11 protein-coding genes are annotated in these 12,179 nt (G+C 69.3%); 7 read left to right on the top strand and 4 right to left on the bottom strand.

Annotated elements, in window-relative coordinates; translation table 11 throughout:
• Positions 1-10: 10 nt before the first annotated feature.
• Together WG898_RS12090 and WG898_RS12095 are read left to right on the top strand one after the other, a co-directional pair.
• Positions 11-652, top strand: coding sequence for a MarC family protein (locus WG898_RS12090; RefSeq protein WP_339603048.1), 642 nt, complete (start codon positions 11-13; stop codon positions 650-652).
• Between the two features lie 12 nt (positions 653-664).
• Positions 665-2,314, top strand: a complete 1,650-nt coding sequence (locus WG898_RS12095; protein WP_339603049.1) for a GMC family oxidoreductase — start codon at positions 665-667, stop codon at positions 2,312-2,314.
• On the opposite strand, the gene WG898_RS12100 is transcribed toward WG898_RS12095, so the two are convergent.
• On the bottom strand, positions 2,315-3,691 hold the full coding sequence (locus WG898_RS12100; protein ID WP_339603050.1) for a leucyl aminopeptidase family protein: 1,377 nt from the start codon (positions 3,689-3,691) through the stop codon (positions 2,315-2,317).
• 49 nt (positions 3,692-3,740) lie between these two features.
• The gene (locus WG898_RS12105) at positions 3,741-4,106 is read right to left on the bottom strand and encodes a thioredoxin family protein (protein WP_339603051.1); all 366 of its coding nucleotides are present in this window, start codon (positions 4,104-4,106) and stop codon (positions 3,741-3,743) included.
• A gap of 165 nt (positions 4,107-4,271) precedes the next feature.
• Between WG898_RS12105 and WG898_RS12110 the strand changes: the two genes are divergently transcribed.
• Positions 4,272-4,436 carry a hypothetical protein gene (locus tag WG898_RS12110; protein ID WP_339603052.1) on the top strand — a complete coding sequence of 55 codons (165 nt, stop codon included), beginning with the start codon at positions 4,272-4,274 and terminating at the stop codon, positions 4,434-4,436.
• 48 nt (positions 4,437-4,484) lie between these two features.
• Here WG898_RS12110 and WG898_RS12115 read toward each other — a convergent pair whose 3' ends face one another.
• Positions 4,485-6,788: a DEAD/DEAH box helicase gene (locus tag WG898_RS12115; RefSeq protein ID WP_339603053.1), complete on the bottom strand. Its 2,304-nt coding sequence runs from the start codon at positions 6,786-6,788 to the stop codon at positions 4,485-4,487.
• 49 nt (positions 6,789-6,837) lie between these two features.
• On the opposite strand from WG898_RS12115, the gene WG898_RS12120 reads away from it, so the two are divergent.
• The 3 genes from WG898_RS12120 (at position 6,838) to WG898_RS12130 (ending at position 9,974) form a co-directional block, all read left to right on the top strand.
• The gene (locus WG898_RS12120; RefSeq protein WP_339603054.1) at positions 6,838-8,091 is read left to right on the top strand and encodes a hypothetical protein; all 1,254 of its coding nucleotides are present in this window, start codon (positions 6,838-6,840) and stop codon (positions 8,089-8,091) included.
• 219 nt (positions 8,092-8,310) lie between these two features.
• The gene (locus WG898_RS12125; protein WP_444718934.1) at positions 8,311-9,072 is read left to right on the top strand and encodes a TSUP family transporter; all 762 of its coding nucleotides are present in this window, start codon (positions 8,311-8,313) and stop codon (positions 9,070-9,072) included.
• A 56-nt stretch (positions 9,073-9,128) separates the two neighbouring features.
• Complete coding sequence (locus tag WG898_RS12130) at positions 9,129-9,974, top strand: HDOD domain-containing protein (protein ID WP_339603055.1); 846 nt, start codon at positions 9,129-9,131, stop codon at positions 9,972-9,974.
• A gap of 6 nt (positions 9,975-9,980) precedes the next feature.
• Here WG898_RS12130 and WG898_RS12135 read toward each other — a convergent pair whose 3' ends face one another.
• The gene (locus tag WG898_RS12135; RefSeq protein ID WP_339603056.1) at positions 9,981-11,282 is read right to left on the bottom strand and encodes a GGDEF domain-containing protein; all 1,302 of its coding nucleotides are present in this window, start codon (positions 11,280-11,282) and stop codon (positions 9,981-9,983) included.
• Between the two features lie 160 nt (positions 11,283-11,442).
• Here WG898_RS12135 and WG898_RS12140 point away from each other — a divergent pair, with 160 nt between their 5' ends.
• Positions 11,443-12,174 (top strand): hypothetical protein, encoded by a 732-nt coding sequence (locus WG898_RS12140; RefSeq protein WP_339603057.1) that lies wholly within the window; start codon positions 11,443-11,445, stop codon positions 12,172-12,174.
• Positions 12,175-12,179: the final 5 nt, after the last annotated feature.

Consider the following 12,179-nt stretch of genomic DNA (forward strand, 5'->3'; position numbering starts at 1 on the left):
CATCAAGACTATGGACATCTACAAGCCCCTGGTCGCGCTGCTCGCCATCGTCAATCCGATCGGGGTGGTGCCCTTCTTCATCCACTTCACCCAGACCTTCACCAAGGAGCAGCGCCAGCACACCATCCGCGTGAGCGCCTTCTCGGCCTTTGTGGTGATCGCGGTGAGCGCGGTGGCGGGCCTCAAGGTGATCGAGTTCTTCAGCATCACCCTGCCCTCCTTCCAGGTGGGTGGTGGCACCCTGCTCTTGATCAGCTCGCTGCAGATGCTCAACGCCCAGCCGGCCGAGGCGCGCCAGGCCGATGTGAGCGAAGGCTCCAGCAAGGTCGATGCCGGCGCCAGCATCGCGGTGGTGCCGTTGACCATCCCGCTGCTCACCGGCCCGGCCACCATCTCCACCATGGTGATCTATGCCGAGAAGACGCGCCACTGGTGGGAGCTGGCGGTGCTGGTGGGCTATGGCGTGGTGGTGGGCCTGGTGACCTATGTGGTGTTCTCGGCCTCGGGCCGCATCGCCCGCGTGCTGGGCCAGACCGGCATCAACATCATGACGCGGCTGATGGGCCTGATCCTGGCGGCGTTGGCGGTGGAACTGCTGGCCGATGGGCTGGTGAAGCTGTTCCCGGTACTGGCCTCGCACCTCTCAAATTGAGGGCGCGGCGCGATGGCCTTTGATTACATCATCGTCGGTGCCGGCACGGCCGGCTGCCTGCTGGCCAACCGGCTCTCGGCCGACCCGTCCAAGCGCGTGCTCTTGCTGGAGGCGGGCGGCAAGGACGATTACCACTGGATCCACATCCCGGTCGGCTATCTGTACTGCATCGGCAATCCGCGCACCGACTGGCTTTACCAGACCGAGCCCGATGCGGGCCTGAACGGGCGGCGCCTGCGCTACCCGCGCGGCAAGGTGCTGGGCGGCTGTTCCAGCATCAACGGCATGATCTATATGCGCGGCCAGTCGCGCGACTACGACGGCTGGGCCGAGGCCAGCGGCGATGCGGACTGGTCCTGGGGTCAGGTCTTGCCTTACTTCAAGAAGCACGAGAACCACTGGCGTCTGGACGCGGCCCAGGGCGTGAGTGACGATTTCAGTGCCCTGCACGGCCATGGTGGCGAATGGCGGGTGGAGCGCCAACGCCTGCGCTGGGAGGTACTGGACGCCTTCGCCCAGGCCGCCAGCCAGGCCGGCATCCCGGCCACCGACGACTTCAACCGCGGCACGAACGAGGGCGTGGGCTATTTCGAGGTCAACCAGAAGGCCGGCTGGCGCTGGAACACCGCCAAGGCCTTTCTGCGCCCCACCTGCCTGGGCCGGCCCAACTTCGAACTCTGGACCGGCGCCCAGGTGCAGCGGCTCACGCTGCAGCGCGAGGATGACGGCCGGCTGCGCTGCAGCGGCGCCGAGGTGCGCACCCCGCAGGGGCTGGAGACGGTGAGGCTCAATCCGGGCGGCGAGCTGCTGCTGGCCGCCGGCGCGATCGGCTCGCCGCAGATCCTGCAGCTCTCGGGCCTGGGCCCGGCCACGCTGCTGCAGCGCCATGGCATCGCCGTGCAGCAGGCGCTGGAGGGCGTGGGCGCCAATCTGCAGGACCATTTGCAGATCCGCGCGGTCTTCAAGGTGCAGGGCGCCAAGACCCTGAACACCCTGGCGGGCAGCTGGTGGGGCAAGGCCAAGATCGGCCTGGAATATGTGTTCAGGCGCAGCGGGCCTATGAGCATGGCGCCCTCGCAGCTGGGCGCCTTCACGCGCAGCTCGCCGGACAAGCCCTGGCCCGATCTGGAGTACCACGTGCAGCCGCTCTCGCTGGATGCCTTTGGCGAGCCGCTGCACGGCTTCAATGCCATCACCGCCAGCGTCTGCAATCTCAACCCGACCAGCCGCGGCACGCTGCAGATCCAGTCGACCGACCCGGCCATGGCGCCGCTGATCGCGCCCAACTACCTCAGCACCGACGAGGATCGGCGCATTGCCGCCCAGAGTCTGCGCCTGACGCGCCGCATCCTGGCCCAGCCCGCCATGGCGCGCTACCGGCCCGAGGAATACAAGCCCGGCGTGCAGTTCCAGAGCGATGCGGACCTGGCGCGCCTGGCCGGCGACATCGCCACCACCATCTTCCACCCGGTGGGGACCTGCAAGATGGGGCGCGCCGACGACACCAGCGCAGTGGTGGACTCGCATCTGCGCGTGCGTGGCGTGGCCGGCCTGCGCGTGGTGGATGCCAGCGTGATGCCCACCATCACCAGCGGCAACACCAACTCGCCGACCCTGATGATCGCCGAGCGGGCGGCCGACTGGATCAAGGCCGGGCTTTGATCAGGCGCAGAAGCGCTCTTCCAGATAGCTCAGCAGGGTGCGTATGGTCTGCGCCTCGCCACCCACCGGGCGGCCGGGGCGGGCCACATCGTTCCAGGCGAACAGGTCGATGTGCAGCCAGTCCTGCTCTGCGGGCACGAAATACTCCAGGAACAGCGCCGCATTGATGGCGCCGGCCAGCGCGTTGCGGCCGGTGTTGACGATGTCGCCAATGCTGGAGGCGATGCCCTCCTGATACGGCGCCCACAGCGGCATATGCCAGAGCGGGTCGTCCAGCTTCAGGCCCAGATCCACCAGCTCGCGGCCGCTGTCCATATGCCTGGTGAACAAGGCCGGCAACTGCGCGCCCAGGGCCACGCGGGCGGCGCCGGTGAGGGTGGCCAGGTCGATGATGAGCTCGGGCTTGTGCTCGCTGGCATAGGCCAGGGCGTCGGACAGCACCACGCGGCCCTCGGCATCGGTGTTGCCAATCTCGATGTGCAGGCCCTTGCGGGTCTTGATCACATCGCCGGGGCGGTAGGCATTGCCGGCCACGGCGTTTTCCACCGCCGGGATCAGCACCTGCAGGCGCAGCGGCAGCTTCAGCGCCATGATGAGCGCGGCCAGGCCCAGGGCATTGGCGGCGCCGCCCATGTCCTTCTTCATCTGACGCATGCCCTCGGCGCTCTTCAGGTCCAGGCCGCCGGTGTCGAAGCACACGCCCTTGCCCACCAGGCTCACCAGCGGATGCTGGGCCTTGCCCCAGTTGATCTCGATCAGGCGCGGCGCACGCGCGGCGGCGCGGCCCACGGCGTGGATGGCGGGGAAGTTCTGCTTCAGCAGCGCGTCACCGACGATCTGCTTGAACTTGGCGCCATGCTGCTTGGCGATCATGGCAGCGGCCTGCGCCAGTTCCTCCGGGCCCATGTGCTCGGCCGGGGTGTTGACCAGATCGCGTGTGGCGGCGATGGCGGTGGCCAGGGCCAGGCCGCGTTCGGCCTCGGCGCCGGGGGCCAGCAGCAGCGTGGCGGCTGGGCGGCTGCGCGGCTTGTAGAGGTCGAACTGGTAGGCGCCCAGTTCCCAGGACATCGCGGCCTGTTCGGCCGGAATCGCCAGGCCTTCCTCGCTCAGGCAGTACTGGCCCTCGGGCAGGGCCTTGGGCAGGGCCGCCAACGCGAAGGGGTGCGCCACATGGGCAATGCCGGCGAACACCTGGCCCAGCTTGCCGTCGGCGCCTGGCACCAGGGCAAAGCTGTCGGGTGCGCCGCTGAAGCCGCAGGTGGCGAGCCAGTTCTGCGTCGGCTTGGGCAGCTTGGGCGCCAGCGCCTTGAAGGCGGCGCGGTCGACGGCAATGATGGGGGTGGCGCGGGCCACCGAAGTCTTGAGTTGTACGGTCATGTGTGGGTGCGGCTTAGCCAGGCAAGGCCCACATTGTCGCCGCAAGGCCTCAGCAACTGTGCTGCAGGCGCGAAAGCAGGGCTTGGGCCGCCGGGCCGAAGTCGCGGGCCGGGCCGGCGTCTCGCAGCGAGTCCAGCAGGCGCTGGGCCGTGGCCAGTTGCGGCGTCAGGGGGCCGCAAAAGCGCAGCTGCTCGCCCACGCCCACCAGCAGGGTGGGGAAGGTTTCCACATCCAGATCGCCCACCAGCTCGGCATCGTCCTCGATGTCCACCCAGACGAAGCGGTACTGGGGATACAGGCTGCGCAGCTGCGCAAAGGTGTCGTGGTAGCTGCCGCACAGCTGGCACCAGCCGGCGCAGAGGCAGGCCACCAGCGTGGTGCTGGCGGGGTCCGGGTGCTGGGGGTTCTTGGGCATGGGGCGCAGCTTAGCCAAAAAATCTCAGGGCGCCGATCGGCACCAACTTGGTGCAAACTTTTTGAAGAAATGTTGTCAACCGAGCTTCCAGCACTGGCGTTGAACCTGGCAACGGATCGGGATTGGAGAAGAAGCTCCCGGGCGTTTACCAAAAGGTCTCAAGCCATGATGATGAAGTCCCAGCATCGCACCGAACCCCAACCCCGTCGCATTCCGATGCCGGAATGGAACACGGACAAGGGTCGCAAGCACGAAGCGTTTGAATCCGGCAGCCTCGGCTGCGACCGCCGCAGCCTGGCGCGCGCCATCCGCTTCGACCGCAAGCGCTGAGCGAGCCCTCGCTCGGCCCCCCGCAGAGCGCCCTCGTGGCGCTCTTTGTCATTCTGAATCGGTTTCTTCTTCTTCTTCTTCGTCCAGCGGTGCCAGCAGGCGCTCCAGTTCCGGCGCGCTGAACTTGGCCAGACCCTCGCCACTGTCGCTGCCCAGCAGACCTTCGGCCAGGGCCCGTTTGCGCTGCTGCAGCTCCAGCATGCGCTCCTCGATACTGCCCTGCACCACCAGCTGGTGCACAAACACCGGCTGATCCTGGCCGATGCGGTGCGCGCGCGCGCTCGCCTGGGCCTCGACCGCCGGGTTCCACCAGGGGTCGATATGGATCACCGTGTCGGCCGCGGTGAGGTTGAGCCCCACGCCGCCGGCCTTCAGGCTGGCCAGCATCAAGGGCACCTCGCGGGCTTGGAAGCGTTGCACGATGGCGCCGCGCTGCGCGGCCGGCGTGGCACCGGTGAGCTTCAGCAGCGGCAGGCCCAGGGCCCGGAACTCGGCCTCCAGCAGGTCCAGCATCTCGGTGAACTGCGAGAACAGCAGCAGGCGCCGACCCTGGGCCAGCAGATCGGGCACGCGCTCGCGCAGCCAGGCCAGCTTGGCGCGCTCGACGCCCGCCGGCAGCTGCACCCCCTTGAGCAGCAGCGGGTCGCAGCAGACCTGGCGCAGCTTGAGCATGGCGTCGAGCACCGAAATCAGGCTGGCCGACCAGCCCTGGCGCGCCAGGATGCGCCGCACCATATGGTCGGCGCCCACGCGCACGCTCTCATACAGCTGCTTCTGCCTGCCCTGCAGCGTGACGCGCTGCACCAACTGGGTCAGTGGCGGCAGTTCGGCGGCCACCTCTTGCTTGAGCCGGCGCAGGATGAAGGGGCGCACCCGCGCGGCCAGTAGGCGGGCGCGCCGGCCCTCGCCGTTCACCTCGATGGGCTTGCGCCAGATGCGGGCGAAGCCGCGCGCATCGCCCAGAAAACCCGGCATCAGGAAGTCGAACTGGGCCCACAGCTCGCCCAGATGGTTTTCCAGCGGCGTGCCGGTCAGCACCAGGCGGTGCCGCACCTGCAGGCGCCGCAGCGCGCGGGCGCTGCGGGCATGGGCGTTCTTCACCGCCTGGGCCTCGTCCAGTATCAGCAGATGCCAGGGCTGGGCCGAGAGCGGCCGCAGGTCGCGCCACATCAGCCCGTAGGTGCACAGCACCAGATCGGCCTGGCCCAGCCGGGCATACAGCGCCGCCCGCTCCGGCCCATGCAGGACGACGACGCGCAGGCCCGGCGTGATGCGCGCGGCCTCCTGGGCCCAGTTGAACAGCAGCGAGGTGGGCAGCACCACCAGGGCCGGCCGGTCCAGCCGCCCCGCGAGCTTTTCCAGCCACACATGGGCGAGCGCCTGCGCGGTCTTGCCCAGGCCCATCTCGTCGGCCAGGATGCCGCCCAGGCCCTGCTCGCGCAGGTATTGCAGCCAGGCCAGCCCCTGCAGCTGGTAGGGCCGCAGGCGCAAGCCCAGGCCGGGCGGTTCGGGCACGCTGCGCGGCGCCCCCACCGCGAGCAGACGCCGTGCCATCGCGCGCAGGCCGGCATCGCCGCTGATCTGCCAGCGGTGCTTGGGCGCCTCGTCAAGCAGCGCCAGGCGCGTCGCATCCCAGGCGCTCAGGCGCAGCGGGGCCTTGCCCAGCCTGGCGCTGCCCAGCAGGTCCAGCAGCGCCGCCATGATGGCCTTCAGCGGCCCCGCCGGGGCATGGACGCGCCGGCCGCCGGGCGCGCGCAGGCTGACGATGGCCTCGTCGTCCATCGCGGCGATGGCGTCGGCGTTCAGCCAGCGCTTGTCGCGCCGCAGCAGGTTGGCGATCAGCGGCGCCAGGTCGAGGCGCTCGCCGCCGGCCACCTCGATGCCCAGGCTCAGCAACCAGGAGCCCTGGCTCCGCGCCAGGCCCAGGCCTTCGACCTGAGGCGCCTGCTCGTCGGCGATGTCCAGATGCCAGGCATCGACGGCCAGGCTTTCATGCGCAAACCCGGGCGCCACCCGCACCTGCCAGCCCAAGGCTTGCAGCGCCGGCACGGTGTCGGCCCGGAAGTCGCCGAAGAGTTCCTCCTGCATCAAGGTCCAGCAGGGGGCCAGGTCTTGCCCCAGGGTGGGATGGCGCCATTGCAGCATCGCCGGGTCCACCGGCTGCACACCCAGCGCCAGCCATTGCGGCCAGCGTGCGTCGTCGGCGGCCAGGCCCTCCAGCCGCAGCAGGCTGAGGCGATCGCCGCGCGGCCCCAGCTTGCCATGCGCGCGCATGCCCAGCCAGCCTTCGCCGCGACCCAGGGTTAGCAGGGTGAGGCGTGGCGCGGTGGCAGGGGGGACGTCAACAGGCATCGCGGCATTGTCCATGGCCGTGCTGCCGGCAGATGGCAGACTGCCGGGCATGAGAATGCTTGTACGCAGCCTGCTGCTGCTCCTGTCCCTGCTCCTGATCGGCGTCATCAGCCTCGTGCTGCTGGCCCTGCAGGCCGAGCCCTTGGTGAGCAACCCGCTGCAGGTGAATGCGGCCGAGGTGCAACGCGCGCGCGCCGTGCTGAGCCGCAACGACCCGCGCAGCGACCCGCAAGAGGGCCTGCGCGTGGCCAGGCTCAGCGCCGGCGAGCTGGAGCTGCTGGTCAATCAGCTGGCGCAGAGTGTGAGGCCGATGGCGGTGCGGCTGCGCCTGCGCACCGGCGGCGCCGGGCTGGAGGCCAGCCTGCGCCTGCCGCTGCTCTGGCCGGGGCCCTGGCTGAACCTGCGCGCCGAGTTGCTGGAAGCGCCCGGCTGGCCGCTGGTGAGCCGGCTCCGGCTCGGCCGGCTGCCGCTGCCGGACTGGTTGTCCGAGCGCCTGCTGCGGGGCCTGATGCAGCAACTGATGGAGCAGACCGGCAGTGCCGTGCCGGCGGAGATGCTGCACCAGATCAGCTTTGCGCCGGATCGCCTGTTGGTGGTTTACGAATGGCGCAAGGACAGCCTGGACCGCCTGCTGGGCGTCTGGGCGAAGCCGGCCGAGCAGGCGCGCTTCAAGCTCTACCAGCAGCGCCTGGTGGCGGCAACCCAGGCCTTCGCGCCCGGCAGCGCGGTCTCGCTTGCGGCCCTGCTGCCGCCGCTGTTCGAGCTGGCGGCCCAGCGCAGCGCCCAGGGCGAGGACCCCCAGCAGGAGAACCGCGCGGCGGTGCTGACTCTGGCCCTGCACGCCAGCGGCCAGCATTGGAGCAAGCTGATACCGGCGGCGCGTGGCTGGCCGCGCGCCACACCGCTCACCGTCACGCTGGCCGGCCGGGACGATTTTTCCCAGCATTTCCTGATCTCGGCGGCGTTGGCGATCGAGGGCGGCGGGCCCATGTCCAAGGCCATCGGGGTCTACAAGGAACTGGCGGACGCGCGCGGCGGCAGTGGCTTCAGCTTCAACGACATTGCCGCCGACCAGGCCGGCACGCGGCTGGGCCTGCTGGCGATGGAGCATGCCAGCCAGCTGCAGCAGCGGCTGCGCCGGCCGCTGCCGGAGAGCCACTACATGCCCGCGGTGGCCGACCTGCCCGAGTTCCTCAGCGAGGCCGAATTCCAGCGCCGCTATGGTGGCGTGGGTGGTGCCGGCTATCTGGCGTTGCTGGCGCAGATCGAGGCCCGCATCGCCGCGCTCGAGCTGTTTCGCTGAGGCAACAGTGCGGCCCTCGGCCGCGTGGAAACCCCAAGTGCGTGCATCGGCGGCTAAACCTACATTGGCCTCACTCGACGCGAGCGTTGTGCGAATAGCGCTTGCCTACGGGGGCTGAGGAGACAAACACAGCAAAGCAATTCGAACGAATTCAGTGACACTGTCACAGTTCACGGGCACCGGACGGTGCCCGTTTTTATTCGTGGCGCCGAACCGAAAATGCTGGAACTTGTGACCGTGGCGCTGGCCTCGCTGCTGGCCGGATTTGTGGATGCCGTCGTCGGTGGCGGCGGCCTGGTGCTGGTGCCGGCGCTGTTCAGCGTGTTCCCCGCCGCCCCGCCCGCGACGCTGTTTGGCACCAACAAGGGCGGCGCCGTCTGGGGCACGGCCTGGGCCACGCTGCAATACGCGCGTCGCGTCAGCCTGCCCTGGCAGGCCCTGGCGCCGGCCGCCGCCGCCGCGCTGCTGGGCAGTTTTGCCGGGGCCTGGACGGTCACCCTGGTCAGCGCCGGCGGCCTGCGCCGTAGCCTGCCCTTCATCCTGCTGGGCGTGCTGCTCTACACCCTGGTCAGGAAGGACATGGGGCGTCACCACGCGCCGCGCTACACGGGGCGTGCAGAGGCCCTGGTGGCCAGTGCCATCGGCCTGCTGATCGGTTTCTACGACGGTTTCTTCGGCCCGGGCACCGGCAGTTTCTTCGTGTTCCTGTTCGTGCGCCTGCTCGGTTTCGACTTCCTGCATGCCTCGGCCAGCGCCAAGCTGCTCAACACCGCCACCAATTGCGCGGCCCTGCTGCTGTTCGCGCTCAAGGGCCATGTCTGGTGGCAGATTGCCGCCGTGATGGCGGTGACGAATGTGCTGGGCAGTCTGATCGGCACCCGCATGGCCCTGGCGCGCGGCGCGGGCTTTGTGCGCGGCATGTTCGTGCTGGTGGTGAGCGCGCTGATCCTGAAGACCGGCTGGGACGCCTTCCTGCGCTGATCCCCTAAGGAGCTTGGCGCCGCAACCAGCGGCAGGCGCTACCATAGGGATCACTTATGACTACGTCAGCCACCATGCCGGTCGATCCACAATTGCGCGCGCTTGATATCGAGATCCCCACCCAGCCCGAGGTGTTGGTCAAGCTATCGCTGCTGATGGCGGCCGAGGACATCGATCTGCAGGCGGTGTCGGCGCTGGTGGAAACCGATATGGCGCTGGCGGCGGCGGTGCTCAAGGCCGTCAATTCCTCGCTCTACGGCCTGCGCGGCCGGGTCCAGACGGTGCACCAGGCGCTCACCTATCTGGGCATGCGCGAGGTGGCTGCCATCACCTTCGAGATGGGTTTGCGTGCCGCCTTCCCGCCCGCCGCCGAGTTGGAGCCGGTCTGGTCGCGCGCCTCGCAGCGCGGCCTGCTGATGGGCCGCATGGGTCAGATGCTGGGCGTGGACCCCTGGGCCGCGCATTCGGCCGGCCTGTTCGAGGAATGCGGCAAGGCGGTGCTGTACCGCCATGCGCCCGGCCATTACCCGGCCATGCTGCGTGCCGCCACCAAGGACAGCGATCTGGTGCAGCTGGAGCACACCGCCTTCGGCGTCAGCCACGACGCCCTGGGCGCGGCGCTGTGCGAGAGCTGGGGCCTGGCCCCGGCCGCGGTGGCGAGCGTGCGCCACCATGTGCAGGTGCAGGCCGAACTGGCCATGCCCGAGAGCCTGCAGCGCCGCAGCATCTGCGCCATCTCCACGGTGGCCTGGGCCTTGCTGAACGCGCCCGATGAGGTCGAGGCGGTGGCACGTACGATCGCACCGCTGGCGCAGCTGGACGAGACCCTGGTGCTGCGCGCCGCGCGCCGCGTCAGCGAGCAGCTGCTGGAAGCGCAATCGCGCGGGCGCGACACCCAGTAGGGCCGTTCACGCTGCCAGGCTGAGGCGGTCGCGGCCGGCATGCTTGGCGATGTAGAGCGCCTCGTCGGCCGCCTGCAGCAGGCCCTGCGGGCTCAGGTAAGGGTGCTGGGCGCCATAGCCGGCCAGGCCGATCGACACCGTCACCATCTGATCCACCGGGCTGGCGCCATGCGGCAGGGCCAGGCCGCGCCAGTCCTCGCGCAGCTGCTCCAGCAGGCCTTGCGCACTGGCGGTATCGAAGCCGGGCAGCAGGCAGGCAAACTCCTCGCCGCCCAGGCGCGCCACCAGATCGGTGTCGCGCTTGAAACGCTCGCCCAGCAGGCGCGCAAAGCGCTGCAGCAGCTCGTCGCCGGCGGCATGGCCATGCAGCTCGTTGTAGGGTTTGAGGTGGTCCAGATCGAGCACCGCCAGCGCCAGCAGGCTGTGCTGGCGCTGGGCGCGCTTGAACTCGCGGCGCAGCGCGTCGTCGAATTCGCGCCGATTCGCCAGCCCGGTCAGCGCGTCGGTGCGACTCAGCATTGAGAGCTCGCGCTTCTTGCTTTCCAGCGCCTGCTCGGCGGCGCGCAGCGCCTGGCTCTGGCGCTCGATCTCGGCGCGCAGGGCCTGGGCCTGCTTGTGTTCGCGCCTGAGCTGCTCGCCCATGCTCGAGTGCACATGGGCGATCGCATGGTTGAGCTCTTGCAGCTCGGCGCTGCGGCCGCCCTGTTCGTCGAGCCAGGCAAACTGGCTGGGCGGCTGCGTGGGGTCGAAGGATTGCGCGTCGGCACTGAGGCGGCGCAGATGGCGCAGCAGCATGCGGTCCACCACCACCACCGCCGCCGCCACCAGCACCAGCACCAGCAGCAGATGCTGCATCAGCATGGCCCAGGCGGCTTCCTGGCTGAGGGTGTGGCGCAGGCTGGCGGCCTCCGACAGCACCCGCACCGAGCCCATCAGCTCGCCCTGCCCGCCCTGCGGCAGCTTGAATTCGCTCTGGGCACTGCCCTCGTCATGCACGGTGCTGCCCGCCACGAAGCGGCGCCCGTCGTGCGCCTGCAGCTCCACGCCATGCACGCCCTGGCGCGCCAGCATGCTGCGCAAGAGCAAGTCGGTCAGCTCGGGCTGGGCGCTGGCCAGGCTCTTGGCCAGGGGCTCGGCATAGAGCAGGGGCAGGGTGCGCATTTCATGCGCCAGCTGCTCGGCATGGCGCGCAGTTTCCTGCTGCAGCTGCAGCCCGCCCGAGAGCAGCGCCACCACCAGGCCCACCCCCGCCAGGATCAGGCTGGTGCGCGATCTTGCGGAGGCGCTGGATGCGGGGCTGTAGGACATGAAGAGAGGCGGACCGGACTCGATAGGGTTGGGCTCGCGTCACGCGTGAGCACTGACTTCATTGTGTGCGCGCAGCGCGCGGCCGGGTAAGCGGGAGAACACCAGTGCGCCCGGAAGCGCTACATTGCCTCTGAAGCTAGCGGCTGGGAGGTGCGCGGTGGTGCAGCGTGAAATCGCCTTGGGATGTGGCCTGGCCTTGGCGACGGGGCTGGCGGTGGCCGATCCTGGCTACTACCTGCTCACGCCCTACGACAACGCAGGCCAGACCCTGCTGGAACTGCGCTACTGGACCGTCAAGCCTGGCGGAGGCCGCCCGGCCAAGCTCTGGCCCGAGCTGGGCCTGGCACATGGCTTCGGATCGCGCTGGACCACCCGCCTGCTGGCCAGCTACATCGGCACCGAGGCCAGCAGCTTCAAGCTCAGCAGCCTGAGTTGGCAGAACCAGTTCATGCTCACCCAGGGGCAATACCCCTTCGATCTGGCCCTGCATGCCCAGCTCAGCCAGCTGCATGGCTACGAGCCCGGGCCGGCGCTCGAGTGGGGGCCGGTGTGGCAGAGCGAGTGGGGGCTGTGGCAGATCAACCTCAACGCCCTGTTCGAGCATGGCTATGGCGAGGATGCCGACGGCGGCACCCAGCTCAAGCTGCAATGGCAGCTGCAGCGCCGCCTGGCCCCGAACCTGCGCCTGGGGCTGCAGGGCTTCAGCGAACTTGGCAATTGGCGCGCTTGGGATGCCCGTGCCAAGCAGTCGCACCGGGTCGGGCCGGTGTTGCGCTGGGCGCTGCCGGTCGGGGAGCGTCAGGCACTGAACTGGCAGTTCGCCTATCTATGGGGCTCGACCTACGGCAGGCGCGGCGACATGTTCTCCGCCCATTTGCAGTTCGCCTTCTAACCTAA

Origin of the sequence: Paucibacter soli (assembly GCF_037482845.1) — a bacterium.
Classification (GTDB): domain Bacteria; phylum Pseudomonadota; class Gammaproteobacteria; order Burkholderiales; family Burkholderiaceae_C; genus Paucibacter_B; species Paucibacter_B soli.